Below are 24,979 nucleotides of genomic sequence, written 5' to 3'. Positions count from 1 at the left end.
GAATACTCATGAAACATTTGCTGAACAGCGCGGCCATCGCGCTGCTTCTGACCGGCGCATCATACGCCAATGAAAGCGTGCTGACCGAAACCGGCAAGCCTGGCCAGTGGGCGATCCAGACCGGGGATTACGCCAACACCCGTTATTCCAAGCTGGACCAGATCACCAAGGACAATGTCGGCGATCTTCGCGTCGCCTGGACTTTCTCGACCGGCGTACTGCGCGGACACGAGGGAAGCCCGCTGGTCATCGGTGACGTGATGTATGTGCACACGCCGTTCCCCAACAACATCTTCGCGCTGGATCTGACCGATGACGGCAAGATCCTGTGGAGCTATCAGCCGCAGCAGGACCCCGAGGTGATCGCGGTCATGTGCTGCGACACCGTGTATCGCGGCGTCGCCTATGCGGACGGGATGATCCTGTCGCACCAGGCCGACACCACCCTCGTCGCGCTGGACGCGAAGACCGGGGAAGAGAAGTGGAAGGTCGTTACGGGTGATCCGGCGATCGGTGAAACCAACACCGCCACCGTGCTTCCGGTGAAGGACAAGGTCATCGTCGGCGTTTCGGGCGGCGAATACGGCGTCCGAGGCCGCGTGACAGCCTACAACCTGGCCGACGGTTCCGAAGCGTGGAAAGCCTATTCCACCGGTCCGGACGAAGAAATGCTGGTCGATCCCGAGAACACCATGCATCTTGGCAAGCCGATCGGCGCCGACAGCAGCCTGAACAGCTGGGAAGGCGACCAGTGGAAGATCGGTGGCGGCACCACCTGGGGCTGGTATTCCTACGATCCGGACCTGAACCTGATCTATTACGGCACCGGCAACCCCTCGACCTGGAACCCCTCGCAGCGTCCCGGCGACAACAAGTGGTCGATGACCATCATGGCCCGCGACGCCGATACCGGCATGGCCAAGTGGTTCTACCAGATGACGCCCCATGACGAATGGGACTACGACGGTGTGAACGAGATGATCCTGACCGATCAGGAGATCGACGGCACGCCGCGCAAGCTGCTTACCCATTTCGACCGCAACGGTCTTGGCTACACGCTGGACCGCGAAACCGGCGAATTGCTGGTGGCCGAGAAGTATGATCCAACGGTGAACTGGACGACCGGCGTCGACATGGACCCGAATTCGGATACCTATGGCCGTCCGGCCGTGGTTGCCGAATATTCGACCGCACAGAATGGCGAAGACACCAACACCACCGGTGTCTGCCCGGCGGCGCTGGGGTCCAAGGACCAGCAGCCGGCGGCCTATTCGCCGGACACGCAACTGTTCTACGTCCCGACCAACCATGTCTGCATGGACTACGAACCGTTCCGCGTGGCCTATACCGCTGGCCAGCCCTATGTCGGCGCGACCCTGTCCATGTATCCGGCGCCTGACAGCCACGGCGGCATGGGCAACTTCATCGCCTGGGACAACATCAACGGCGAGATCAAGTGGTCCCTGCCCGAGCAGTTCTCGGTCTGGTCGGGCGCGCTGGCGACGGCTGGTGGCGTGGTCTTCTACGGCACGCTCGAGGGTTATCTGAAGGCGGTGGATGCCGAAACGGGCGACGAACTCTACAAGTTCAAGACCCCGTCGGGCATCATCGGCAACGTCATGACCTACGAACTCAACGGCAAGCAGTATGTCGGCGTGCTGTCGGGCGTGGGTGGATGGGCCGGGATCGGCCTTGCAGCCGGCCTGACCAATCCGAACGACGGCCTCGGCGCGGTCGGTGGCTATGCCTCGCTCAGCGACTATACCCAGTTGGGCGGCCAGTTGACGGTGTTCGAACTGCCGGGCGACGTCGCTTCCGCCCCGGCGGAAGCCGCGCCGGCCGAGGACGCCAGCAGCGGCTAATACTTTCGTTCCGCACGAGCGAAGTTGATCTGTGAAAGGACCGCCCCAGCGATAGACTGGGGCGGTTCTGTCTGGCGAAAACGGGCAGTCGAAGATTTTGGGAGGAAGACAAGCATGAATGCCATCACCAGCCTGACGGCGTTGGTCCTTGGCCTGTCGCTGGCCAGCACGGCCACCGCACAGACCGATACGACCAGCGAGACCCCCGCAGAGGCGACCGTCTCGGGCGATGCCCCCGCCGATCCCGAGGCATCAGCGGACGATGCCGCCGCCGCAGATGCCGGGGCCGGCATGGCAGAAAGCCCGTCAACGCTGCCGAACGGCATGGACATAACGCCCGAATACACCGAGAACGGCCGCTGGTATAATGCCGATGGCATTCCGACCTACAAGATCGAGGATGACGGCACGGTCGATTTCGCGACCTTCAACGGGTATCGCCGCTATTCGGCCGAATGCCATGTCTGCCACGGACCGGATGGCGAGGGCTCGACCTATGCGCCGGCCTTGAAGGACTCGGCGCTGCGAATGGACTACTACGACTTCCAGCAGATCGTCGCCTCGGGCAAGAAAGCGGTAAGCGCGTCCCAGAACCAGGTGATGCCGGCCTTTGGCACCAACAAGAATGTCTGGTGCTATATCGACGACATCTATGCCTATCTGCTGGCCCGCGGGACCGAGGAGATTCCGCGCGGACGTCCGGCCAAGAAGGGACCGAAAACGGACGAATTCACAGCGCAGGAAGATTCCTGCATGTCGACGTAAAGATGCGCAAACTGGTACAGACAGCCCTGATCGCGATCTGCCTGGCGTCCGCCGCCCCGGCGCAGGTCGCCGATCTGCGGTCCACGACGCAGTTGCGGGTCTGTGCCGACCCGGCCAACGCGCCGATGTCGAGCAAGGATGGATCGGGCTTCGAGAACAGGCTGGCCGAGCAGTTCGGCCAGTGGCTGGACATGCCTGTCACCTATAGCTGGTTCCCCTCCGGCATGGGGTTCATCACCAGGACCCTCCGGGCCGGCACCTGCGATCTGGTCATGGGCTACGCCCAGGGCGACGAACTTGTCCAGAATACCAACCATTACTACACCTCGGTTTTCGGCATCGTCACGCGCCGGGACGATCCGCTGGCCTCGGTCGATCATCTCGGCGACCCCGCGCTGAAGGATCATGCGATCGGAGTCGTGGCGGGATCGCCGCCGGCCACGATCATGGCGCGGGCGGGCCTGGCCAAGGACATGCGCGGGGCCGACCTGTTCGTGGATCGGCGGGTCAAGGACCCTGTGGGCGGACTGATCGAGGGTGTCCGCGACGGCAGCCTGGACGCCGCCGTTCTGTGGGGGCCGCTGGCCGGACCACGGATCAAGGACGATCCGGATCTGCAATTCACACCGTTGCTGAAGGAAGATGCGGGCCCGAAGATGTTCTATCGCATCACCATGGGCGTCCGCCTGGGCGAACAGGAATGGAAACGGCAGCTGAACAGCCTGATCCGCCGCCATCAGGACGAGATCAACGCCCTGTTGCGTGAAGCCGGGGTGCCTCTGGTCGACGATTACGGCAAGGAGATGCTGCAATGATCCGGTGGGCGGCCTTGCTGATGCTGGTCGCCGCCGGCCCCCTGCTTGCGCAGGTTCCCGAACCGCAAACCTATCGTGGTGAACCCTACAGGGCCCCGGTTCCAGCCACGCTGCGCGGCGCCGAGGTGATCGATGCCGACCGGGCCATCCAGCTGCACGCGCAGGGCGCGGCCTTTGTCGATGTCTATCCGCGCACACGAAAGCCCGAGGGACTGCCCGAGGGCACGATCTGGCGCGAGCCGCGGCACGAGACGATCCCGGGCGCGGTCTGGCTGTGGGACACCGGCTATCAAGAGCTTGCCCCGGCGGAACAGGCGCGACTGGCAGAGGGGTTGACGCAGGTGACGGGCGGCGACCGATCCGCGCCCGTGGTGATCTTCTGCCGCGCCGATTGCTGGATGAGCTGGAACGCTGCCCGGCGCGCGGTCGAGATGGGCTACAGCGCCGTAAGCTGGTTTCCGGGCGGCACCGATGACTGGCAGCAGGCGCTCGGCGCCGATCTGGTCAAGGTCGAGCCTGGCGACCCGTGAAGCTGCCGAATGCCCGGGGGCCTGCCGGAACATCGATTTCGGCACTGATTGCCAGGCTTTGCGCGTCGATGATCGTGACCGTATCGGAATCCCAGTTGGCGACGACGACCCCCGTGCCATCGGGCAGCGGGGCGATGCCCTCCGGATAGTCGCCGGTCCGGACCTCGCCCAGGACCTGCAGGGTTTCGGGGTCGAAGACGGTCACGCTGCCCGAATATTGATTGGTCACGAAGCCGCGTGCCGCCGCGAAGGCCACCGCATAGGGCCGGCTGCCGGTCGGGATGCTGCCGATCAATCGTCCCGCGACCGGATCGATAACCGAGACGCTGTCGCCCTCGACATCCGCGGTCCATAGCAGTTCGTCGTGAAAGGTGATCCCGAACGGGTGCGCGCCGGCCGTGCCGACCCTGCGCAGCAGCCGTCCGGTGACCGTGTCGAAGATGCTGACCCGATCATCGTCGCGATCGGCGGTCGCGACCAGCGACCCATCCTTGCTGACCGCGACGCCGGCCGGCGTCTGACCGGTCTCGGCCGACCACAGCGTCTTCAGCCCGGCGTCCAGCCTGTGCAGCCGACCCTTGTACCAGTCGGTCACAAGGACACCCTCGCCGGGCGCGACCGCAAGCCCGAATGCGCCGGCGCCCAGATCGCGATGGGCGATGACCGACGCCGCCTCGTCCAGCACGGTCAGCCTTCCCGTATCGGCGGCCACCACATAGGCGCGTCCGGCGCGAGGGTCATAGGCGACGGGCGCGGGGGCGCCCGGCAGGTCGGCTTGCGCCACGATCTGACCGCTGTCCAGATCCACGACCGAGACCGCGTTCCCGTTCTGCGATGTGACGAACGCAACATCCCCGGCGAAGGCCGGGGATATCAGCGCGGCAATGACCAGCGCGATGCGAAGCAAGAAGGCTACTCGACCGTGCCGAAACGTTCGGCCAGCGCGTCGAGACCGGCCTGATAGACGCCGGCGACTGCGGCCTCGGCGGCGGCATCGTTCAGGTTCTCGGGCGGATCGTTATTCGGAAAACCCCGGTAATAGCCGCCCTTCCAGACAAGCTCGGCCTTGCCATCCTTGTCCTTGACCTGCAGCGACGAGGAGTAATTCGTGACCGGCAGAACCTCGACGGCGACTTCGGTGATCATGTATTTGTACATGCGGTTTTCGGGATCGATCTGAATCAGCTGTTCGGTCATGGTCGGATCCCCGCTTTCTGCCTGCAAATGCAGGATTCGGGTGGATTCGTCGGGAATGTCGGCGGGCGCTCCCTCGGGCGTCATCTCGGTCGAGGCGACCGCCGGATGCCAGCTCATGTCATCAAACCTGCCGATCACCTCCCACACCTCGTCGGGCGTGGCATCAAGCGTTACCGACATCTCGGTCTTCAGCCGGGACGGTCCATGGGCCGCCGCCGCCGTCGCCAGTATCAGCGTCGCGCCCAGAGCCACTCCAAGCATTCTCGTCATCATCCTGTCTGCTCCCGCCGGAATATCGGTCCGAGGATGCGCGCCACCGGAAGGGCAGTCCATTAGACCAAAGGCTGAGCCAATCCTTCCCGCACCGGGCGGGAAGGATTGCCGGGTTGCCGCGCCTCGCGCGCCGCCCCAACATGCCAACGGGGGAGAAAGAAATGCGCAAGGGAATCATAGGACTTTTGGCTGGTGTCTGCCTGCTTTCCGCGCCTGTCGCGGCGCAGGAGGCGGAACAGCCCACGGTGATCCGTGCGGCGGTGCTGCGGGTGGACGATCCCGGCCTGCCGCCGATATCGCGCCTGGAACTGCCGACCGATGATCTGGGCTTCGCCGGCGCCCGCCTGGCGATCGAGGACAACGACACCACCGGGCGCTTCATGGGCCAGGACTTCGAGGCGAAAGAGATCACCGCCACACCGCAGAGCTTTTCGGACGAGATCGGCAGATTGCTGTCCGACGGGATCGAGTTCATCGTTCTGCTTGCCGATGACCCGGTGACGCTGAAGGCCGCCGATCAGGTTGGCGACCGCGCGGTCATCCTCAATGCGCGTGCGCGCGGGGATAATTTGCGCGGTGCCGATTGCCGCTTCAACACGATCCATGTCGCCCCAAGCCACGCGATGATGGCGGATGCGCTGGCGCAGTTCCTGATGTGGAAGAACTGGACCCGCTGGTTCCTGATCGAGGGCAGCCATCCAGCCGACGGCGATCTGGCCGCCGCGTTCCGCCGCTCGGCCAGCAAGTTCGGCGCCAAGCTGGTCGAGGAACGGGTCTACGAGGATACCGGCGGCGCAAGGCGCACCGACTCGGGGCATGTTCAGGTGCAAAAGCAGATGCCGGTCTTCACCCAGCGCGCGCCAGAGCATGACGTCGTGCTGGCCGCCGACGAAGCCGATGTTTTCGCCGCCTATCTCCCTTACCAGACATGGGACCCCCGCCCCGTTGCCGGTTCGGCCGGGCTGGTTCCGCGCAGCTGGCATCCGGCGATGGAAGCCTGGGGCGCGACCCAGTTCCAGAACCGTTTCGAAAGGCTGGCGGGCAGGCAGATGCGCGAAGTCGACTATCAGGCCTGGCTGGCGCTGCGGATGATCGGCGAGGCGGCGACCCGCACCCAGTCGGGCGATGCCGACACGCTGCGCGAATTCATGCTGTCCGACCGATTCGAGGTGGCGGGGTTCAAGGGCCAGAAGCTGACCCTGCGCGACTGGGACCATCAGCTTCGCCAGCCGATCCTGCTGACCACCGGACTTCTCATGGCGTCGGTGAGCCCGCAGGAACAATATCTTCACCAGACAAGCCAGCTTGACACGCTGGGGATCGACCGGCCCGAAACCGAATGCACATTCCAAGAGGCGACATGAAACACCTGCTTATCCTGGCCCTGTGCCTTTCCGCCGCCCCCGCGATGGCCAACCGCGTTTTCGTCACCAACGAAAAGGGCAACGACATCACCGTGCTGGACAGCGCGACGCTTGATGTGATCGGCACCTATCCGGCGGGCAACCGGCCGCGCGGGATCACCATCAGCCCCGACGGGTCCGAGTTGTATGTCTGCGCCTCGGATGACGATCTGGTACGCGTGTTCGATCCGGAAACCATGGAAGAGACGCACACCTTGCCCTCGGGTCCCGATCCCGAACTCTTCGTGCTGCATCCGTCGGGCAATCCGCTTTATATCGCCAATGAGGACGACAACCTGGTCACTGTGGTTGACGTCAAGACCCATCAGGTCCTGGCCGAGATCCCGGTCGGCGTCGAGCCCGAGGGAATGGGCGTCAGCCCGGACGGCAAGGTCGTCATCAACACATCGGAAACCACCAACATGGCGCATTTCATCGACAGCGATAGCTTCGAGATCTTTGCGAATGTGCTGGTGGATTCACGTCCGCGATTCGCCGAGTACAACCACGACGGCAGCAAGCTTTACGTCAGCTCCGAGATCGGCGGCACTGTCAGCGTGATCGACCCGGCCACGCAGCAGATCACCCACAAGATCGGTTTCGACATCCCCGGCGTCCTGCCCGAGGCGATCCAGCCCGTCGGCGTGCGCGTCACGAGCGATGGCAAGAAGGTGTTCGTGGCTCTGGGCCCGGCAAACCGCGTTGCCGTCATCGATGGCGAGACCGACGAGGTCAGGGACTACCTGCTGGTCGGCCAGCGCGTCTGGCAGATGGCCTTCACACCTGACGAGAAATTCCTGTTCACGACAAATGGCAATTCCAACGACGTTTCGGCCATCGATGTCGACGCCGAAAGAGTGGTGAAGTCGATCCCCGTGGGTCAGCAGCCCTGGGGTGTCGTCGTTGCACCGAACTGAAGTTCCCAAAAGGAGACAAGACATGACCCGTTTACTGACCATCCTGATGATCGTTGCGGGGCTGGGGGCACCAGCCGTTGCGCAGGATACCGCAGCAGACGATGCCGCCGCCGCGACCGAGGCGATGCCCGCCGGCGCAGGGGATGACGACGACGACGACGATGATGATGAGGCCGGCGCGGAGACCAAAGGTGTCCATGACGCGAAGGGCAAGTTCGACTATGGCTTCGGCGGACTTCTGGCGCGCGACAACCGGACCGATCTGGCGCCGCTGACGCTCGCTGCCGGTCAGCCTGTCGCAACCGCGGAATACACGCTGAAATCCGGCGGCTACTACCGGATTGAACTGGTCGCCGATGGCAGTCAGGAACTGGCCTTGTCGGGCGGCGATTTCTTTCGTGCGGTCTGGGTCAACGAGGTGGTCATCAACGATATCGAGGTCCGACCGATGGGTGTCCACAGCCTTGAATTCGATGACGCCGGAACCGCCAGCATGAGCTTTATCGCCATCGTCCCGGGCCGCCACACCTTGTCGATCCCCGGATCATCTGGTGAAACTCAGCAAGCCGTTTTCAACATTCAGTAGGGATCGTGACCAACGCGCTTGAAATCGACCATGTCAGCCACAGTTTCGGGCGCGTCGAGGCGCTGAGGGACGTATCGCTCACGGTGCCGCGCGGCGGTTTTACCGCGCTTCTGGGGGTGAACGGCGCCGGCAAGACCACGCTGTTTTCCCTTGTCACAAGGCTCTACAACAACAATTCGGGCACGATCCGCGTCGCAGGCTATGACCTGCGGCGCGATCCGCGTCAGGCGCTGGCCCGGCTTGGCGTGGTCTTCCAGACGCGCGCCCTGGACGCCGATCTGAGCGTGCACCAGAACCTGGCCTATCACGCCAGTCTGCACGGCATGGGACGTTCGATGGCGCGTGCGCGGATCGACGAGGTCCTGACGCAGGTGGACCTGTCCGAAAAGGCCGGCGACCGCGTCTCGGCATTGTCGGGCGGCCAGCAAAGACGGGCCGAGATCGCACGCGCGCTGATCCACAGCCCCGACATCCTCTTGCTGGACGAGGCGACGGTCGGGCTGGACGTGAAATCCCGCGCCGAGGTTCTTGCCCTGACGCGCCGGCTGATTGCCATGAACGGTGTCTCGGCGCTGTGGGCGACCCACATCCTCGACGAAATCCAGCCCGACGACGATCTTGTGATCCTGCATCAGGGCGAGGTGCTACGGGCGGGCACGGCGGCAGACATCGCCGGGTCGCGCGGACTGACGCAGGCGTTTCTCGACCTGACTGGCGTGGCCGCATGAGCGATCGCAGCTTCCCGCCCGGTGCCTGGATGACGGCGTTTCTTGGCATCGCGCGCCGGGAAACCTTGCGATTCATCAACCAGCGCGGCCGATTTCTTGCCGCGCTGGTGCGTCCGCTGGTCTGGCTGTTCATCTTTGCGGCCGGATTCCGCGCGGTGCTTGGCCTGTCGATTACCCCGCCCTACCAGACCTATGTTCTCTACGAGGTCTATGTGACGCCCGGCCTTGTCGCGATGATCCAGCTGTTCAACGGCATGCAATCGTCGTTGTCGATGGTCTACGACCGCGAGACGGGCGCCATGCGGACCTTGCTTGTCAGCCCGTTCCCGCGCTGGTTCCTGCTGGCGTCGAAGCTGATCGCAGGCGTCGTCGTGTCGATCATCCAGGTCTATACATTCCTGGTGATCGCCTGGTTCTGGGATGTTCGCCCCCCGCTGTCGGGCTATGCCACCGTGCTGCCCGCGCTGATCCTGTCGGGCCTGATGCTGGGCGCGATGGGGCTGTTTCTCAGCTCTGCCATCCGCCAGCTTGAAAACTTCGCCGGCGTCATGAACTTCGTGATCTTCCCGATGTTCTTCGCGTCATCGGCGCTGTATCCGCTGTGGCGGATGCGCGAAAGCTCGACCTTGCTGCACGATATCTGCGCCTTGAATCCCTTTACCCACGCCGTCGAACTGATCCGCTTTGCGCTTTATGGTCAGGTGAACTGGCTTTCGCTGGCGGTCGTTCTAGGCTGTTTGGCGGGGTTCTTTGGCGCGGCGGTGTTCATGTATGATCCGTCAAAAGGGCTTTGGGCCCGCAGAAAGGGGAAAGCATGAGACATATCCTGGCGCTGATCCTTGCGCTTGCCTCGGGGCCCGCGCTTGCTGCGCAGGGAACCGACCCGACCTGGCCCTGCATCCAGCGCAAGCAACCACATCTGTCCCTGGGTCAGATGTGGGCGGGTCCCGTGCCCGATGAGAAGACCGCCGAACTGGCGCGCGACCCGCAGATCGCGGCGCTGGCCGACCGGCTGGAACAGCGCCGCATGCCGATCGAGGACGCCGAAGCGGCCATCGCCGAATTCGCCAGTCAAGCGGACAACGCCCGACTGACCGCGCTGATGCAGGCGGTCTTCGACCGGATCGAACCCGACCGCAGCGCGCTGATCGAGGGCATTGCACGCTATGGCCGAAAGCAGGTCGATCTGTCCCGGAAGATCGAGGACCGGCGCGCCGTCATGGCAACGCTGGAGGCCGCCGAACGTCCCGATTTCGACGCCATCGACGCCGAGGAGAAGGCGCTGGACTTGGACCAGAGGATCTTCAACGAACGGCAGCAATCATTGACCTATGTCTGCGAGACGCCGGTCATCCTTGAACAGCGCATCTTTGCTCTGGCGCGCGCCATCGCAAGCCATCTGGACTGACCGCTCGGTGTCCGTGGCACGCGATCCCCGGGGGCCGGGCTGCCCCGTCAGCGCGGCGACGACACGAAGGCTGGGGGCGCGCGGCGCGCGGCGAGGCAGTCCAGAAAGACACGCGCCGTGTCCAGCGCCTCGCGAATGGTCACATCCATGTCCAGATAGCGATAGGTCCCCAGCCTGCCCACGAATGTGACGGCCTCGGTCGCGCGGGCGGCCGCGATATAGGTCTCCAGCAGGGCCTTTTCCTCGACCAGGCGGACGGGGTAACAGGGGACGTCGCCTGGCTGGGCTGCGCGGCTGTATTCGCGATAACAGACGCTGCCCTCATGCGACTCCCAAGGCGAGAAATGCTTGTGCTCGGTGATCCGGGTCCATGGCACGTCCCGATCGCCGTAATTCATGACCGCGCAGCCCTGATAGTCGCCGCCATAGGTGAACCGTTCGAAATCCAGCGTGCGATAGCCGAGGCGGCCGAGGGCGTGGTCGAAATACCCGTCAAGCGGACCGGACCAGAACACGTGATCGACGTCCCGCACCATGCCGGGATGATAGGCGGTGTCGAGGTCGACGGTGATGCCGGGATGATCCAGGATCGCCGCGATCATCGGCGTGTAGCCGTCCCTGGGCATGCCCTGGAAACGATGGAAGAAATAGTTGTCGTCATAGTTGAAGCGCAGCGGCAGGCGCTTGAGGATCGAGGCCGGCAATTCGGTCGGCGAACAGCCCCACTGCTTCTGGGTGTAGCCCTTGAAGAACGCCTCGTAGAGATCGCGGCCCACCAGGCGCAGCGCCTGTTCCTCGAAATTCCGGGGCTCCTTGATCGACAGATCGGCCTGGGTCGCGATGAAGTCGCGGGCCTCGTCGGGGCGCATGGTCTTGCCGAAGAACTGGTTGATCGTCAGCAGGTTGATGGGCAGCGAATAGACCCTGCCCTGTGCGGTGGTCTTGACGCGATTCCGGAAGGGCATGAAGTCTGCAAAGCGATTGACGTAGTTCCAGACCGGCTCGTCATCGGTGTGAAAGATATGCGGGCCATAGACATGCAGCATGACGCCGGTCTCGGGATCGCGTGCGGTGTGGCAGTTGCCGCCGATATGGTCGCGTGCGTCGATGATCCGGCAGGCATGACCCGCCTCGGCCAGGCTGCGCCCGATCACCGCACCGGAAAGCCCGGCGCCTACCAGAAGGATCCGCATGTCTGTGTCCTGCCCGTGCCGTTTCCCTTTTCGCAAGACCGTGCATATCGGGGCGTTGCCGTATCGGGCAAGCAGATTGACCGATCAGCCGTCGCGCTCGGCCAGCGCCAGGACATCGGCGTGGCTGCGGTGCAGCCGTCCCGCCAGCCCGTCGCGAAACGCCACCCGCAGAATGCGGCGGAATCGACCTGCGTCGGGCCCGTAATCGCGCGCCTTGCGCCGCCATTTCAGGGCCAGAACCGGCACCAGCGGCCAGAAGAACGGCCCGGCGGCGACGCGATAGGCGATCAGCGCGTTGCGGTACATGTAATAGACCTTCCACAGCGGGCTCAGCACCACGCCGGTCGCACCCTGCCGCGCTTCGGTATCATGTTCGAAACGGATCTGCGGGGCGAACCCGATCCGCAACCCCAGGCGACGCATGTTGAGCGTATAAAGCTGATCGTCGCCATAGACGAACAGCCGCGCATCCGGCAGTCCGGCGCGCGCCAGCGCCTTGCGCGAGAGAAACAGCCCGACAAACGAGGCCATGTCCACCTCGACCATGGGCGCATCGGCTGCATAGCAAGGATCCTGCAGGTGAAACCCGTGCCGCCCCCGGCCGCGCAATGTGCGCAGGAATTCAGGCCCGCGCCAGAACGGGTTGCGGTAGGGGCGGTTCATCTCGCATACCCGACCGTCCGGGTGAAGGACCGCCGCCCCGATCGCATCCCAGCCAGCGCGGTCCATAGCCCGAAAGCCAGCGATGGCTGCCGGGGCCGGCCGCCCGTCGTCGTCCATGACCACCACCCAGTCGGGATCGACTCGGTCTCGCATCTCGCGCAGCGCCGCCGCGAAACCGCCCGCGCCGCCCAGATTGCGCGCGCTGTGGCGCACCATCAGGCGTCGGTCGCCAAGCGTCGCAAGCCATTCGGCGGTGCCGTCATCGGATGCGTTGTCGAAGACCAGCACATGATCGAGATCCTCGGCCAGAAGCCGCGACACCGTCTGGCGCAGCTTGTCGAGCCGTGAATGGGTCACCACGACTGCGCCGATCCCGAGGCGGCTGACCGTGTCGTCCGCTTGTGGACCCATCGCTGAAACCTCTTGCAAGGCGAAACCGGCGACACATGACACGGCGGAAACAGCGCGATTTCGGATAATCGATGCGCGGCCTTATCAGGCATGGCAAAGATCGACAAGCCCGGGCGCCTGCGCCGGATGAGGGCCCGCGCAGGCGGTCCGTTGCCCCGGGGGCTTTCGACCGACAGGGCGTCATCGGCCAGGATTTCGCGGTCGCGCGGCATGGACACGGTCTGCGCCATCGGGACCTGGATCAGGCCGCGCTCGACAGAGGATGCGGTCCCTGACCCGGCCGAGACCAGAAAACGGCAACCTCACAGCCCCGGCGCGCTGGAACATGACCATCGCAGGGTCCACAAGAAGCGAACTTCCAATACACCGGACGGGATCCTGGCGATGGATCTCGATGATTGGTGAAAACCGGTCCCGATGTGTCGAGGATCGGGGGCGTCGAGGATCGGGGGCGGCCAATTGCGATCAGCGCGTCGTCGCCGACGCGGTCCAGGGGCGAATTTCGGCCTCCATCCAGGTGCCGTGAGCGGCGTTCGGGAACACGATCCAATCCTCGCCGAAGCGATCTGCGTGGTGTTCGGTCAGCTTGTGCTGGTCGTCCAGCCCGATTCCGGCGAAGGCGCCGTGAAAATCGTGCAGCGTGTCGCCCAGTTGCAGGATGATGCGGTGTTCGCGCTCGATCGCGGCGCGGCGCTCGGCCTTGGGGGGGCCGAAAAGCTGAACATGGGCGGCGCAGACCTGAGGCAGGCCAAGACGCGACAATGTGGCGATGGTCGCCAGCTTGTTCTCGTCGAAGCGGTCCGAAACGTAGAAGATCGTCACCCCCAGCCGATCGGCCAGTGCAAAGAAGTCCGCGGCGCCCGGGATCAGATGCGGGTCGCCCTCGCGTTCCCACAGTTTCCACGTCTCGACATTGTCTCCCTGGTGGACCATCGCATGGGCCATGATCGCGCTGTTGTCCAGGATCGTCTCGTCGATGTCGCTGACCACGGCCAGACCCTTGCCCGAACCGCCCGCCGCATCGACTGCCGCCTTCAGTCGCAGGGTCGCCAGCGCATAGCTTTGGCGTTGCAGGGCCTTCACCTCGGCCGAGCGTTGCTGATAGCGGATCGCCATCGCATGGTCGTGGGGCGTACGGGCCTGGGTCATCGGATCGTCCTTGGTTGCGCGCCGCGACGCTAGGCCGGGCGCGCGCCAAGGTCAAACAGGCCCTATTCCCAAGGCTCGATGACCGGCTCGGCAGCCCATTCGGTCAGCGAAGCGCCCGACCAGGTGCCATAGCCCGCATTCGGGAACACGATCCATTCCGTGCCCCATTTCGCGGACTCCTCGACCACGGTGGCGCGTTGTGCGTCCAGCGGCGTCTTGCGGAAGCGCCCGTCGAAATCATGCAGCGTATCGCCCAGCAGCAGGACGATCTGGTGATCCGCGCTGACGATGTCGCGCCGCTCGACCTTGGGTGGTCCCAGCAGCAGCACGGATTCCTCGCTGATCTGCGGCAAGCCAAGCGAGGTCAGCGTGGCCATGGTGTCGGATTTCTGCTGGTCGGCCCGGTCCGAGATATAGCGGATCGTCACCCCAAGACGGTCGGCATGGGTCAGGAAGTCCAGCGCGCCGGGGATCAGTGCCGGCAACCCTTCACGTTCCCAGGGCAGCCAGGTGTCCCAGGCGTCGTACATGTGGCAATCCGCCAGGTCGCGCGCCAGAAGCGCGGTGTTGTCGATCACCGTCTCGTCCAGATCGGTGACGACGGCCAGTTTCGAGGCGTCTTCGGCGCCCTCGACCGCGGCATCCAGCCGCATCCTGGCGATGTTGTAGGCCTGCAATTGCAGCGCCCGAATCTCGGCCGATTGCTGCTGAAACCGCAAACCCATGGCAAATTCGCGCACCGCGCAGTCATCGGCCGGCGCGGCCTCCTGCGCGGCGGCGGCGCCGACCAGCATCAGCCCTGCCGTGGCGGCAAGAATGGCGGTTCCCCTGCGAATACGCATCATCGTTCCCCCCCTCTGTCGGCCGCAACAGGCGGCCAGAGGCTTACGATAAGGCAGCGCCTGAGGCTGCGGCAAGCGTCAGGATGCGACGGTCGGCGCGGGCGCCAGCCGGATCGGCGCCTCGCGAACCGGCAGATGGATCAGCGCACTGAATGCCCCGACGCCGACGCCGACCCACCAGACCAGCGTATAGTCGCCATAGACGTCATACAGCCAACCGCCCAGCCAGACCCCCAGGAACGAACCGATCTGGTGCGACAGGAAGACGAAACCATAGAGGGTGCCCATGTAGCGCAGCCCATAGATATGCGCGACCAGCCCCGAGGTCAGCGGCACGGTCGCCAGCCACAGCGCGCCCATGACAAGCGAAAAGACGATCACCGTGGCCGGTGTGATCGGCGTCAGGATGAAAGCCGCCGCGGCGATGGTGCGCAGCGTATAGATGCCGGCCAGCAGATATTTCTTGGTGTATCGCTTGCCAAGCCAGCCGGCATAGATCGCGCCGGCGATATTGGCCAACCCGATCAGGCTGATCGCCGCCGCGCCCAACGCCGACGTGGTCGAGATGCCCAGCCCGGCCAGGATGCCGCCCGGCGCGATCGGGCCGCACATCTCGGCGATCATGGCGGGGAAATGCGCGGTGATGAAGCCCAGCTGATAGCCGCAGGAAAAGAAGCCGGTGAAGATCATCAGATAGGACGGATCGCGAAAGGCGCGGCTCAGCACGCGGCCCAGGCTTTCCTCCAACTCGGTTCGGGTGGCGGGCTTGCCGTCGCCCAGCATCGGCAGGAACGCCAGACAGCCCAGCACGATCACGCCGAAGATGATGAACACTGCCTGCCAGCTGTAGAAGGCCAGCAGGATCTCGGCCAGCGGGGCGCCAAAGACCTGTCCCGCGGACCCTGCGGCGGTCGCGATGCCCAAGGCGAGGCTGCGGTTCTCGTCGCTGGCGGCGCGGCCGACCACGGCCAGGATCACGCCGAAGCCGGTGCCGGCGATGCCGAAGCCGACCATCACCTCCAGCATCTGCATGGTCGCGGGGCTGGTCGCGAAGGCGGTCAGGATGAGGCCCGCAGAGTACAGGATCGCGCCAAGGATGACGGCCCACCGGTCGCCCCAGCGTTCGGCAAGCGCGCCGAAGATCGGCTGCCCGATCCCCCAGGCAAGATTCTGGATGGCGATGGCCAGGCTGAACTCTGCCCGGGGCCAGCCGAATTCCTCGCCGATCGGGATCTGGAACATCCCGAAGCTGGCGCGCAGCGCGAAATTGATCAGCAGGATCAGCGAGCCGCCGATCAGGACGGGGGTGAACAGGCGGGCTTGAGGCGTCATCGGTCGTCGCGCTGCGGGGAGTCGTTGCAGCCTTGGACCCTCAACACCCCGAGATCAAGCCGGCTTTCATGATGAAACCGATCACCGCGCCTGATGCGTCTGCCCGACCGCCGCCCTTGTCCTTGTCAGTTCCGGCGCGCCGTTTCGGTCCCGATCGAGAATTTCGACGCCGGGATCGTGCCGAGCTTGCGCATCTCGCCCAGGATGACGGTGGTCTTCGTGCCGGCATCGTCCGTCACGACCCATTGCCGCAACTCGGTCGGGCTGGTGAAGACCATCTGGATATTGCCGTATTCGGGATGGGCCGGATCCTGTGCGGTCACCACCGTTGCGTTCTTTGCCTCGGTATAGCCGGTCACCATGTTGGCGCGGCCCAGATTCACATTCGCATCCAGAATGATCGACAGCGGGGTCTTCGACAGCGGATATTGCTGCGGCCCGCCCGAGGATTTCGGATCGAACACCGCGACCGTGCCGCCCGAGGCCAGCACAAGCGTATTGTCGTTGTTGTATTCGAAGCGAACGCGGCCCGGCCTCTGGATATAGACCGTCCCTGTCGAGATCGTGCCGTCGGGATTGACCTGCGTGAAGGCAGATGTGACCGTCTTCAGGCTGTTGAGATAGCGAGACAGCTCGCTCAGGGGGATTTTCTCGGCCAGAGCCGGCAGGGCAAGGGCAAGGATGAGGGCGGGCGCAAGGGCGAGCGATCTGATGTTCATGGCGCCAATATATCTCCTTTGATCCAGGCTGCACATCACGTCTGGCGGAAGAATGCCGCGTCAGCGCTCGCGCGGTCGTGACGATTGCGGGCCGCATGTTGCAGCATGAATCATATTGAAAAGAACAAACATGGAACATACGCTGTCGGCATGTCAGCACCCACCCTTCAGCAGAAGCTGGCGATCCTGTCGGACGCGGCGAAATATGATGCCTCCTGCGCCAGCAGCGGCACCTCGCGGCGCGATTCGCGGTCGGGCGGTGTCGGTTCGGCGGGCGGCAGCGGCATCTGCCACGCCTATACGCCCGATGGGCGCTGCATCAGCCTGCTGAAGATCCTGATGACCAATTTCTGCATCTATGACTGCGCCTATTGCATCAATCGCGTCAGCAGCAATGTCGAACGCGCGCGGTTTTCGCCCGACGAGGTCGTGACGCTGACGCTGGAATTCTATCGACGCAACATGATCGAAGGGCTGTTCCTGTCTTCGGGTATCATCCGCAGCCCCGACCAGACGATGTCCGACATGGTCCGCATCGCACGAATGTTGCGGGTCGATCATGGCTTCAAGGGCTACATTCACCTGAAGACGATCCCGGATGCCGCCCCCGAACTGGTGGCCGAGGCAGGACTTCTCGCCGATCGGCTGTCGGTCAATATCGAATTGCCGCAGGATGCCAGCATCCGCAGGCTTGCACCGGAAAAGCGTCCCGAGACGATCCGCGCCACGATGGCCGATGTCCGGCTGGGGCGCGAAGCCGCGAAGGACAAGACGCTCCGGGGCAGGCGCCCGCCACGTTTCGCGCCCGCCGGCCAGTCCACGCAGATGATCGTCGGGGCGGACGCGGCGACGGATTGCGACATCCTGCGGACATCGTCGAATCTTTATGCCGGCTATCGCCTGAAGCGCGTCTACTACTCGGCCTTCTCGCCGATCCCGGACACGTCGAAATCGCTGCCGCTGACAAAGCCGCCAATGATGCGCGAACACAGGCTGTACCAGGCCGACTGGCTGATGCGGTTCTATGGTTTCGACGCCGACGAGATCGGCGCGGCGCATCCTTCGGGCAATCTGGATCTGGCCATCGATCCCAAGCTTGCCTGGGCGCTGGCGAACCGTGCGCAGTTCCCGGTCGATGTGGCGCGCGCCCCGCGGGAATTGCTGCTGCGCGTTCCCGGTTTTGGAACCAGGACGGTCGGTCGCATTCTTGCGGCGCGTCGCAACGGCCCTGTGCGCTATGCCGATCTGCTGCGGATGGGCGCGATCATGGCGAAGGCGCGTGCGTTCGTGACGCTGCCCGACTGGCGGCCCGGCGCGTTGACCGACAGCGCCGGGTTGCGCGCCCGGTTTGCGCCGCCGGCCGAGCAGTTGCAACTGCTGTGATCCGGGTCGAGCTGCCGCGTTTCGGACGGTTCGCATCGTGGCGACAGGCCGCCAGGCAACTGGCCAGCGCGCGTGTCGATCCGGGGCGGGTGGCCTGGAGGCATCCCGACAGTGACCCCGACCTTTTCGGGGCAGCGCCCTTGCCGCCGGTTGGTCCGCATCCTGTCGTCGCGACGCGCGACTTCCTGCAACTTGCCGCCCAGGTCGCCAGCCATTCCGATCCGGAACGGTGGGCGCTGCTTTACCAGGCGCTGATTCGCGTTCAGGACGATCGTCGATTTCTGGGCAATCCGGCCGATCCCTTGCGGGACCGGCTGTCCCGCATGGCCCGCTCCGTGCGACGTGATATCCACAAGATGCATGCTTTCGTACGGTTCCACGAACTGCCCGCTCAGGGACCGCGCCGTCGCTTCGGCGCGTGGTTCGAACCCGAACATCCGATCCTCGAGGCCGGAGCGCCGTTCTTTGCCAGGCGATTTGCCGACATGGACTGGCTGATCGCCACGCCCGAAGGGGTTGCGCGCTTTGCGGGCGATGCGGTCACATACGCGCCGCCGGAAAGCCGGCCCGAACTGCCGCCCGATGCCAGCCACGGCCTGTGGCAAACCTACTTCGCCAGTATTTTCAACCCGGCACGCGTCAAGACTGCCGCGATGCGGTCCGAGATGCCGGTGAAGTACTGGAAGAACCTGCCCGAGACGCGGCTGATCCCGGCGATGCTGGCCGACGCGCCCCGTCGCGTCGAGGCCATGCAAGAGGCCGGCGCGACCGAAGCCCCGGCCTTCGCGGCGCGCGTCACCGCGCGCCTTCGCCAGTTGCCTGACGACCGCCCGCCCGACAGCCTCGAGGCCGCACGCGAACAGGCGATGCGCTGCACGCGCTGCGATCTGTGCCACGCGGCGACGCAGACCGTCTGGGGCGAGGGGGATCGCGATGCGAAGCTGATGATCGTGGGCGAGGCGCCGGGCGATCATGAGGATCTTCAGGGCCAACCTTTCGTGGGTCCGGCCGGGCGGTTGCTGCGCGACGAGGCGGCCGCTGCGGGCATCGAGCGTGCCTGGCTGACCAATGCCGTGAAACATTTCAAGTTTGCCACGCGCGGCACGCGGCGCATCCACCGGAATCCAGACGGCGGAGAGATCCGGCACTGTCGCTGGTGGCTGGATCTGGAGCGGCGCTTCGTGCAGCCCCGCCTGACCGTCGCGCTGGGGGCAAGCGCGGCCCTCGCGCTGACCGGCGATGGCAGCCCGCTGACGCCGAGGCGCGGCAAGGTCGAGATCGGGCGCGACGGTGGCAGGGTGCTGATCACCTGGCACCCAAGCCTGATCCTGCGCCGGTCGGGCCGGCCGGCCGAGCAGGCACGGGCGGAATTCGCCAGCGACCTGGCCATGGCCGCCGCCCTTCTGGCGTCTGACCAACCGGATCGCTGAAACGCGGGCCGGCGCCCGTCAGGCGCCGCGACGGATGCCTGAGTTGCGTTCGAGACCGTGCGATATTCCGGTCGCGCCCTAGAGGTCTTGCCCGGCGAGCAGTCGCGGCATCGGGTCCACCGAAAGCCCGGCCGCCTGCCGCATGAAGCGGCGGCGCAGCGCGGGGAACGCCGTCACCGCGCCCATGCCCAGCCCGCGCGCCACGCGCAGCGCCGGATTGTCGTTGCCGAACAGGTGGTTCACCGCGTCCATTCCCAGTGCCAGGCTGGTCGCATCGAACCGACGCCAGCCCTGATACCGCTCCAGGACAAGGGGCGAGCCGATATCCTCGCCGCGCCGCGCCGCGTCAATCACGGTTTCGGCCAGCGCCGCCACATCGCGCAGCCCCAGGTTCAATCCCTGACCGGCGATCGGATGCACCCCGTGGGCGGCATCGCCCACCAGTGCAACCCGCTCGGCGACATATCTGTCGGCCAGCGACAGGCTGAGCGGATAGGAGAAACGCTGCCCGGCCAGGGCGATCGAGCCCAGGAAGTCGCCAAAGCGGGGCCGGAGGACCTCGAGAAAGAACCCATCCGGAAGGGCCGCGATCGCATCGGCGTTGGCGCGCGTCTCGGACCAGACGACGCTGCTGCGGTTGCCGGGCAGCGGCAGGATCGCCAGCGGGCCGGTCGGCATGAAATACTGATGCGCGATGCCCTGATGCGGCAATTCATGGTCGATGGCGGCGACCAGCGCGGTCTGGCCATAATCCCAGCCGCGCCGCGTGATCCCGGCACGCGCGGCCACCCCGGACCCCCGCCCGTCCGCGCCGACCAGCAGCCGCGCGGTCGTCTCGCGGCCGTCGGACAGGCCAATCGTGACGCTTGAACTGCCTGGCGTCTGGCCGGTCACCGACACGCCCGGCAGATGGGTGATCCGCCTGTTCATCGCGGCCAGCAGCGCGCGATAGAGGAACCGGTCCTCAAGCATGTAGCCGACCGGGCCTTCCTCGATCTCGGCGCTGTCGAAATGCAGGAACAGCGGCGCGGCGCCGGCGCCCGGCTGGCCCTGTGACGCCTTGACCTGAAGGATCGGCTGGCTGTGCGCGTGCAGCTGGTCCCAAAGCCCCAGCGCCTTCATCATGCGTTGCGAGGCCACAGCCATGGCATAGGCGCGACCGTCGAACGCGTCGCCTGCCCGGGCCTCGGCGGGGCGCGGATCAACAACCGCGACGCGCAGCCCGGCCCCCGCCAGAGCCAGCCCCAGGGCCGGGCCGTTCAGGCCCCCGCCCGCAATCACGACATCGAAATCCGTCATCATGGCCGGGGATCATGCATGCCGTGCCGGCAAAGTCCATGCGACGGAACGCGCGGGTCAGGCATTCTCGGCCTCGAGGATCGCTTCCAGCGCGCTGCGGTAATCCGGGTAGCGCAGTCGAACGCCGAGATCGGTCTTGATGCGGTCGTTCCGGACCCTCTTGCTGTCGGCATAGAAGGACCGCGCCATGGGTCCAAGATCGGCATCCGCGAAATCGACGGCGGGCGGGACCGGGACACCCAGCATCTCGGCCGCGCAGGCGATCACATCCTGGGGCGGTGCCGGCTGGTCGTCGCAAAGATTGTAGATCGCGCCAGCATCCGGGCGGTCGATCGAGGCCAGCAGAACCTGCGCGATATCCTCGACATGGATGCGCGAGAAGACCTGCCCCGGCTTGACGACACGCTGCGCCGTGCCGGCGCGCAGCTTGGCGAAGGGGCCGCGGCCCGGCCCATAGATCCCGGCCAGACGGAAGACATGCAGGGGCAGGGCGTGGGCCCGCGCCAGGTCCTGCCACGCGGCTTCGGCTTGCACCCGCGCCCTGCCGCGACGGGTCGAGGGGGCGGGCGTCGTCGTCTCGTCCACCCAGCCGCCGCCGGCGTCTCCATAGACGCCGGTCGTGGACAGGTAGCCAAGCCAGCCTGGCCGGGCCTGCGCCAGGTCGTCGGCGAAATCGGCCAGCACCGGATCGCCGCCCTCGCCCGGAGCGGCCGAGACCAGGATGGCGTCCGCGCGGGCGATGGCGGCGCGCAACCTGTCCTCGTGGCCGGGCCACAAGAGCGGCTCTGCCCCCGTCGCCGCGACCCGCCCGGTGTCGCGGCGAGTCGTGCCGATGACGCGCCAGCCCCGTGCAATCAGCAGGGGCGTCAGAAAACCGGCCGAGTAGCCGTGACCGAAAACAAGCATCTCCATGACGGCAGATTAGCCGCGCGCCGGCGCGGATGCCAGACGCTTGCCTGCCGCGCCGCGCGCTGGCAGGGTTCCGTCAGTCACAAGGACAAGAACAATGGATACGGATTCCCGCTTTCTGCCGATCGAGACGCCTGAACCCGCCGCGCGCGACCAGTTCAGCGACCCTCGTGCCGCGGTGCAGCGTCTGCAGCAGCTTTATGCCGAGGCGACGCAGTTCCTGCTGGGGCATTTCAGCCGGCTGATCGAGGGCGGCAAGCCTCATGCGCGATATCGCGCCTTCTATCCCGAACTGCGGCTGACCGTCGCCAGCCATCCACAGGTTGATTCGCGCCTGTCCTTTGGCCATGTCGTCGCCCCGGGCAGCTACGCCGCGACCATCACCCGGCCCGATCTGTTCGGGAACTACCTGACCGAACAGATCGGGCTGCTGGTCAAGAACCATGGCGTCCCGGTGACGGTCGGCGTCAGTGACACGCCGATGCCGGTGCATTTCGCCGTGGCGGCGCAAAGCGATCTGGCGGTGCCGCAGGAGGGCGTGCTGGATTTCTCGTTGCGGGATGTCTTCGATGTCCCCGATCTTCGCACGATGAACGACGACATCGTGAACGGCGTCGCATCCGCGTTGCCTGACGGGGCACAGCACCTGGCGGCCTTTACCGCGCAGCGGGTGGATTACTCCCTGGCGCGGTTGCAGCATTACACCGCGACGGCGGCCGAACACTTCCAGAACTTCGTCCTGTTCACCAACTACCAGTTCTATGTGGACGAGTTCGAGGCGTTCGCCCGTCGCGCACTGGCCGATCCGGCCTCGGGCTATACCGGCTTCGTCGCGCCGGGAAACCGAGAGATCGCTGACCCCGAGGCGCCGCTGGTGACGCTGCCCAAGATGCCGCAGATGCCGGCCTATCATCTCAAGCGCGAGGCGGGGCAGGGCATCACCCTGGTCAATATCGGCGTCGGCCCGTCGAACGCGAAGACCGCCACCGACCATATTGCGGTGCTGCGCCCGCACGCCTGGCTGATGGTCGGGCACTGCGCGGGGTTGCGCAATTCGCAAAGCCTTGGCGATTTCGTGCTGGCGCACGCGTATCTGCGCGAGGATCACGTGCTGGACGACGATCTGCCGGTCTGGGTGCCGATCCCGGCCCTGGCCGAAGTCCAGGTCGCCCTGCAGGAAGCTGTCGCCGAGGTCACGCAACTGGACGGCTACGAGCTGAAACGGATCATGCGGACCGGCACGGTCGCCACGATCGACAATCGCAACTGGGAGTTGCGCGACCAGTCCGGACCGGTCCATCGCCTGTCGCTGTCGCGCGCGGTCGCGCTGGACATGGAAAGCGCCACGATCGCCGCGAACGGATTCCGGTTCCGGGTGCCCTACGGGACCCTTCTCTGCGTCAGCGACAAGCCGCTGCATGGCGAGTTGAAGCTGCCCGGCATGGCCACCGACTTCTACCGGACGCAGGTCGCCAATCACCTGCTGATCGGCATCCTTGCGATGGAGAAGCTGCGGGAAATGCCGCTGGAACGCATCCATTCGCGGAAATTGCGTTCCTTCAGCGAGACGGCATTCCTTTGACCATGCGTCAACCGGGCATTGAGTCGCAGCATTTCGCGCGTTTCGCGAAAAAGGCTTGATCTGCCCGTCAAAACCGTGTGTAGCAGGCGATATGCCGCCAAAGGCGCAATTTGTGGGCCCGGAAAATCAGGGCAAGAGGAGACAGAAACTATGGTAACGCCTTCCGCAAAACCGATGACCAAAACCCAGCTGGTGGCGACGCTGGCCGAAGAAATGGGGTCGGACAAGAAGTCGGCATCGGCTGCTCTGGATGCCATTGCGTCCGTCGTGACACGCGAAGTCGCCAATGGCGGTGCCGTGACCCTGCCCGGTATCGGCAAGATCGCCTGCCGTGCCCGTCCCGAACGCCAGGTTCGCAACCCGCAGACCCAGGAAATGATGACCAAGCCCGCCGACAAGCAGGTGAAGGTGACGGTTGCCAAGGCCCTCAAGGACAGCGTCAACAGCTGATCCATTCCCGGCAAGTCGGATTGAAGGGGGTCGCGCCGTTCGGTGTGCCCCTTTTTTCATGCGCTCTTTTCGTCCGCCGGGCTCTCTGCTAGCTATTCTGCATCATCTGCAAGAAAGCCCGGTCGATGGACATACGCGCGATATTCATGGGTGTCGGCTTCGCGCTCATGTGGGCCTCGGCATTCACGACCACCCGGATGATCGTGACCGAGGCTCCTCCGCTGCTGTCGCTGGCACTGCGCTTTGCGCTGTCGGGCGGCATCGGAATCCTGATCGCACTGGCCATGGGCGAGACATGGCGCAAGCTGACGCCCGGCCAGTGGCGGGCGGTGGTCATACTGGGGCTGTGCCAGAACGCGCTGTATCTTGGGTTGAACTGGGTTGCGATGCAGTGGATCGAGGCCGGGCTGGCGTCGATCATCGCGGCCACGATGCCGCTGATGGTCGCCTTCCTCGGCTGGTCGGTGCTGGGCGAGCGGTTGCGTCCGATGGGGATCGCGGGCCTGCTTCTGGGGCTGGTCGGGGTCAGCATCATCATGGGCGTGCGCTTGCAGGGTGGCAGCGATCCGGTCGGCATCGCCATGGGATTCCTGGCGGCGCTGGCCCTTGCGATCGCCGCGCTGACCGTGCGGGGTGCCAGCGGCAGCGGCAACGTGATGATGGTGGTCGGGTTGCAGATGCTGGTGGGGTCGATCTCGCTGGCCGTGATCGGCCCGTTCTTCGAAAGCTGGCAGGTCACCGTGACTCCGCGCCTTGCTTGGGCCTTTGCCTATACCGTGTTCGTGCCTGGCCTGGCCGCGACCTGGGTGTGGTTCATGCTGGTCGGTCGCATCGGTGCCGTGCGGGCCGCGACCTTCCATTTTCTCAGCCCGTTCTTCGGCGTGACGATCGCCGCCCTGGTGCTGGGCGAGCGCCTTGGCCTCAGCGATGTGCTGGGCGTCGCGATCATCATGGCGGGGATCCTGGCGGTCCAGTTGTCGCGCGCCCCCGCGCCCGTGAAACGCCCGCCGCCCTCATAGACCCCAGCCGGCCCTTGCATCCGGCGCACGAAGGCATTCCTGCGCATCGGGTCGCCCCGGTGCGGGACCTTTCCGCGACGCGCCGTGTGCCGCCGGTTCCGCCAGCGTCTGAAC

At 65.3% G+C, this 24,979-nt stretch carries 25 protein-coding genes; 15 read left to right on the top strand and 10 right to left on the bottom strand.

Annotated elements, in window-relative coordinates:
- Window positions 1-8: 8 nt before the first annotated feature.
- The 4 genes from L1965_RS11670 to L1965_RS11655 all read left to right on the top strand — a co-directional run bounded on the left by L1965_RS11670 (window position 9) and on the right by L1965_RS11655 (window position 3,972).
- Window positions 9-1,862: a methanol/ethanol family PQQ-dependent dehydrogenase gene (locus tag L1965_RS11670; protein ID WP_235756616.1), complete on the top strand. Its 1,854-nt coding sequence runs from the start codon at window positions 9-11 to the stop codon at window positions 1,860-1,862.
- A 114-nt stretch (window positions 1,863-1,976) separates the two neighbouring features.
- Complete coding sequence (locus tag L1965_RS11665; protein ID WP_277882965.1) at window positions 1,977-2,627, top strand: c-type cytochrome, methanol metabolism-related; 651 nt, start codon at window positions 1,977-1,979, stop codon at window positions 2,625-2,627.
- A 2-nt stretch (window positions 2,628-2,629) separates the two neighbouring features.
- The gene (locus L1965_RS11660; RefSeq protein ID WP_235756615.1) at window positions 2,630-3,442 is read left to right on the top strand and encodes a quinoprotein dehydrogenase-associated putative ABC transporter substrate-binding protein; all 813 of its coding nucleotides are present in this window, start codon (window positions 2,630-2,632) and stop codon (window positions 3,440-3,442) included.
- On the top strand, window positions 3,439-3,972 hold the full coding sequence (locus tag L1965_RS11655; protein ID WP_235756614.1) for a PQQ-dependent catabolism-associated CXXCW motif protein: 534 nt from the start codon (window positions 3,439-3,441) through the stop codon (window positions 3,970-3,972). The genes L1965_RS11660 and L1965_RS11655 overlap by 4 nt, the downstream gene beginning before the upstream one ends.
- On the opposite strand, the gene L1965_RS11650 is transcribed toward L1965_RS11655, so the two are convergent.
- Window positions 3,947-4,879 (bottom strand): YncE family protein, encoded by a 933-nt coding sequence (locus L1965_RS11650; RefSeq protein ID WP_235756613.1) that lies wholly within the window; start codon window positions 4,877-4,879, stop codon window positions 3,947-3,949. The genes L1965_RS11655 and L1965_RS11650 overlap by 26 nt on opposite strands.
- Before the next feature lie 5 nt (window positions 4,880-4,884).
- On the bottom strand, window positions 4,885-5,439 hold the full coding sequence (locus L1965_RS11645; RefSeq protein ID WP_235756711.1) for an SRPBCC family protein: 555 nt from the start codon (window positions 5,437-5,439) through the stop codon (window positions 4,885-4,887).
- Window positions 5,440-5,603: 164 nt separating this feature from the next.
- On the opposite strand from L1965_RS11645, the gene L1965_RS11640 reads away from it, so the two are divergent.
- From L1965_RS11640 to L1965_RS11615, 6 genes are read left to right on the top strand one after another with little or no spacing between them, the layout of a single operon-like run.
- Window positions 5,604-6,806, top strand: coding sequence for an ABC transporter substrate-binding protein (locus L1965_RS11640; RefSeq protein ID WP_235756612.1), 1,203 nt, complete (start codon window positions 5,604-5,606; stop codon window positions 6,804-6,806).
- On the top strand, window positions 6,803-7,762 hold the full coding sequence (locus L1965_RS11635) for a YVTN family beta-propeller repeat protein (protein WP_235756611.1): 960 nt from the start codon (window positions 6,803-6,805) through the stop codon (window positions 7,760-7,762). Before L1965_RS11640 ends, L1965_RS11635 begins: the two co-directional genes overlap by 4 nt.
- 22 nt (window positions 7,763-7,784) lie before the next feature.
- Window positions 7,785-8,348, top strand: a complete 564-nt coding sequence (locus L1965_RS11630; protein WP_235756610.1) for a cupredoxin domain-containing protein — start codon at window positions 7,785-7,787, stop codon at window positions 8,346-8,348.
- Between the two features lie 5 nt (window positions 8,349-8,353).
- Window positions 8,354-9,076 (top strand): ABC transporter ATP-binding protein, encoded by a 723-nt coding sequence (locus L1965_RS11625; protein ID WP_439332086.1) that lies wholly within the window; start codon window positions 8,354-8,356, stop codon window positions 9,074-9,076.
- The gene (locus L1965_RS11620) at window positions 9,073-9,894 is read left to right on the top strand and encodes an ABC transporter permease (protein ID WP_235756609.1); all 822 of its coding nucleotides are present in this window, start codon (window positions 9,073-9,075) and stop codon (window positions 9,892-9,894) included. Before L1965_RS11625 ends, L1965_RS11620 begins: the two co-directional genes overlap by 4 nt.
- Window positions 9,891-10,484: a hypothetical protein gene (locus L1965_RS11615; protein ID WP_235756608.1), complete on the top strand. Its 594-nt coding sequence runs from the start codon at window positions 9,891-9,893 to the stop codon at window positions 10,482-10,484. The genes L1965_RS11620 and L1965_RS11615 overlap by 4 nt, the downstream gene beginning before the upstream one ends.
- A 47-nt stretch (window positions 10,485-10,531) precedes the next feature.
- Here L1965_RS11615 and L1965_RS11610 read toward each other — a convergent pair whose 3' ends face one another.
- The 6 genes from L1965_RS11610 to L1965_RS11585 all read right to left on the bottom strand — a co-directional run bounded on the left by L1965_RS11610 (window position 10,532) and on the right by L1965_RS11585 (window position 16,793).
- Window positions 10,532-11,677, bottom strand: coding sequence for a UDP-galactopyranose/dTDP-fucopyranose mutase family protein (locus L1965_RS11610; protein ID WP_235756607.1), 1,146 nt, complete (start codon window positions 11,675-11,677; stop codon window positions 10,532-10,534).
- Window positions 11,678-11,761: 84 nt separating this feature from the next.
- Window positions 11,762-12,751 carry a glycosyltransferase gene (locus L1965_RS11605; protein ID WP_235756606.1) on the bottom strand — a complete coding sequence of 330 codons (990 nt, stop codon included), beginning with the start codon at window positions 12,749-12,751 and terminating at the stop codon, window positions 11,762-11,764.
- Window positions 12,752-13,216: 465 nt separating this feature from the next.
- Window positions 13,217-13,900, bottom strand: coding sequence for an HAD family acid phosphatase (locus L1965_RS11600; RefSeq protein ID WP_235756605.1), 684 nt, complete (start codon window positions 13,898-13,900; stop codon window positions 13,217-13,219).
- 62 nt (window positions 13,901-13,962) lie between these two features.
- Window positions 13,963-14,745: an HAD family acid phosphatase gene (locus tag L1965_RS11595; RefSeq protein ID WP_235756604.1), complete on the bottom strand. Its 783-nt coding sequence runs from the start codon at window positions 14,743-14,745 to the stop codon at window positions 13,963-13,965.
- A 75-nt stretch (window positions 14,746-14,820) separates the two neighbouring features.
- Window positions 14,821-16,074, bottom strand: coding sequence for an MFS transporter (locus L1965_RS11590; protein ID WP_235756603.1), 1,254 nt, complete (start codon window positions 16,072-16,074; stop codon window positions 14,821-14,823).
- A gap of 125 nt (window positions 16,075-16,199) precedes the next feature.
- Window positions 16,200-16,793 carry a LolA family protein gene (locus L1965_RS11585; protein ID WP_235756602.1) on the bottom strand — a complete coding sequence of 198 codons (594 nt, stop codon included), beginning with the start codon at window positions 16,791-16,793 and terminating at the stop codon, window positions 16,200-16,202.
- A gap of 150 nt (window positions 16,794-16,943) precedes the next feature.
- Here L1965_RS11585 and L1965_RS11580 point away from each other — a divergent pair, with 150 nt between their 5' ends.
- On the top strand, window positions 16,944-18,176 hold the full coding sequence (locus L1965_RS11580) for a putative DNA modification/repair radical SAM protein (RefSeq protein ID WP_235756601.1): 1,233 nt from the start codon (window positions 16,944-16,946) through the stop codon (window positions 18,174-18,176).
- A complete protein-coding gene (locus L1965_RS11575) occupies window positions 18,176-19,606 on the top strand; it encodes a UdgX family uracil-DNA binding protein (protein WP_439332087.1) in 1,431 nt (476 codons plus the stop codon). The genes L1965_RS11580 and L1965_RS11575 overlap by 1 nt, the downstream gene beginning before the upstream one ends.
- Window positions 19,607-19,684: 78 nt before the next feature.
- Here L1965_RS11575 and L1965_RS11570 read toward each other — a convergent pair whose 3' ends face one another.
- Both L1965_RS11570 and L1965_RS11565 read right to left on the bottom strand, forming a co-directional pair.
- Window positions 19,685-20,908, bottom strand: coding sequence for a UbiH/UbiF/VisC/COQ6 family ubiquinone biosynthesis hydroxylase (locus L1965_RS11570; RefSeq protein ID WP_235756599.1), 1,224 nt, complete (start codon window positions 20,906-20,908; stop codon window positions 19,685-19,687).
- 54 nt (window positions 20,909-20,962) lie between these two features.
- Entirely contained in the window at window positions 20,963-21,817 is an 855-nt protein-coding gene (locus L1965_RS11565; protein ID WP_235756598.1) for an SDR family oxidoreductase, read from the bottom strand.
- Window positions 21,818-21,911: 94 nt separating this feature from the next.
- Here L1965_RS11565 and L1965_RS11560 point away from each other — a divergent pair, with 94 nt between their 5' ends.
- The 3 genes from L1965_RS11560 (at window position 21,912) to L1965_RS11550 (ending at window position 24,865) form a co-directional block, all read left to right on the top strand.
- Complete coding sequence (locus L1965_RS11560) at window positions 21,912-23,396, top strand: AMP nucleosidase (RefSeq protein WP_235756597.1); 1,485 nt, start codon at window positions 21,912-21,914, stop codon at window positions 23,394-23,396.
- Between the two features lie 150 nt (window positions 23,397-23,546).
- Window positions 23,547-23,846 (top strand): HU family DNA-binding protein, encoded by a 300-nt coding sequence (locus tag L1965_RS11555; protein WP_235756596.1) that lies wholly within the window; start codon window positions 23,547-23,549, stop codon window positions 23,844-23,846.
- A gap of 125 nt (window positions 23,847-23,971) precedes the next feature.
- On the top strand, window positions 23,972-24,865 hold the full coding sequence (locus L1965_RS11550) for a DMT family transporter (RefSeq protein WP_235756595.1): 894 nt from the start codon (window positions 23,972-23,974) through the stop codon (window positions 24,863-24,865).
- Window positions 24,866-24,979 lie beyond the last annotated feature (114 nt).

The sequence above is a fragment of the Paracoccus salsus genome, assembly GCF_021556615.1.
In the GTDB taxonomy this organism is placed as follows: domain Bacteria; phylum Pseudomonadota; class Alphaproteobacteria; order Rhodobacterales; family Rhodobacteraceae; genus Paracoccus; species Paracoccus salsus.
Note: the sequence above shows the minus strand (reverse complement) of the source record. Positions and strands in the feature narration are given on the sequence as shown.

Coding starts and splice junctions, on each gene's coding strand:
- L1965_RS11635 (WP_235756611.1), top strand. CDS start 6,803: ATGAAACACCTGCTTATCCTGGCCCTGTGCCTTTCCGCCGCCCCCGCG.
- L1965_RS11655 (WP_235756614.1), top strand. CDS start 3,439: ATGATCCGGTGGGCGGCCTTGCTGATGCTGGTCGCCGCCGGCCCCCTG.
- L1965_RS11550 (WP_235756595.1), top strand. CDS start 23,972: ATGGACATACGCGCGATATTCATGGGTGTCGGCTTCGCGCTCATGTGG.
- L1965_RS11640 (WP_235756612.1), top strand. CDS start 5,604: ATGCGCAAGGGAATCATAGGACTTTTGGCTGGTGTCTGCCTGCTTTCC.
- L1965_RS11580 (WP_235756601.1), top strand. CDS start 16,944: ATGTCAGCACCCACCCTTCAGCAGAAGCTGGCGATCCTGTCGGACGCG.
- L1965_RS11665 (WP_277882965.1), top strand. CDS start 1,977: ATGAATGCCATCACCAGCCTGACGGCGTTGGTCCTTGGCCTGTCGCTG.
- L1965_RS11585 (WP_235756602.1), bottom strand. CDS start 16,793: ATGAACATCAGATCGCTCGCCCTTGCGCCCGCCCTCATCCTTGCCCTT.
- L1965_RS11670 (WP_235756616.1), top strand. CDS start 9: ATGAAACATTTGCTGAACAGCGCGGCCATCGCGCTGCTTCTGACCGGC.
- L1965_RS11610 (WP_235756607.1), bottom strand. CDS start 11,677: ATGCGGATCCTTCTGGTAGGCGCCGGGCTTTCCGGTGCGGTGATCGGG.
- L1965_RS11560 (WP_235756597.1), top strand. CDS start 21,912: ATGGATACGGATTCCCGCTTTCTGCCGATCGAGACGCCTGAACCCGCC.
- L1965_RS11645 (WP_235756711.1), bottom strand. CDS start 5,439: ATGACGAGAATGCTTGGAGTGGCTCTGGGCGCGACGCTGATACTGGCG.
- L1965_RS11590 (WP_235756603.1), bottom strand. CDS start 16,074: ATGACGCCTCAAGCCCGCCTGTTCACCCCCGTCCTGATCGGCGGCTCG.
- L1965_RS11605 (WP_235756606.1), bottom strand. CDS start 12,751: ATGGGTCCACAAGCGGACGACACGGTCAGCCGCCTCGGGATCGGCGCA.
- L1965_RS11660 (WP_235756615.1), top strand. CDS start 2,630: ATGCGCAAACTGGTACAGACAGCCCTGATCGCGATCTGCCTGGCGTCC.
- L1965_RS11555 (WP_235756596.1), top strand. CDS start 23,547: ATGGTAACGCCTTCCGCAAAACCGATGACCAAAACCCAGCTGGTGGCG.
- L1965_RS11595 (WP_235756604.1), bottom strand. CDS start 14,745: ATGATGCGTATTCGCAGGGGAACCGCCATTCTTGCCGCCACGGCAGGG.
- L1965_RS11630 (WP_235756610.1), top strand. CDS start 7,785: ATGACCCGTTTACTGACCATCCTGATGATCGTTGCGGGGCTGGGGGCA.
- L1965_RS11570 (WP_235756599.1), bottom strand. CDS start 20,908: ATGATGACGGATTTCGATGTCGTGATTGCGGGCGGGGGCCTGAACGGC.
- L1965_RS11600 (WP_235756605.1), bottom strand. CDS start 13,900: ATGACCCAGGCCCGTACGCCCCACGACCATGCGATGGCGATCCGCTAT.
- L1965_RS11565 (WP_235756598.1), bottom strand. CDS start 21,817: ATGGAGATGCTTGTTTTCGGTCACGGCTACTCGGCCGGTTTTCTGACG.
- L1965_RS11615 (WP_235756608.1), top strand. CDS start 9,891: ATGAGACATATCCTGGCGCTGATCCTTGCGCTTGCCTCGGGGCCCGCG.
- L1965_RS11620 (WP_235756609.1), top strand. CDS start 9,073: ATGAGCGATCGCAGCTTCCCGCCCGGTGCCTGGATGACGGCGTTTCTT.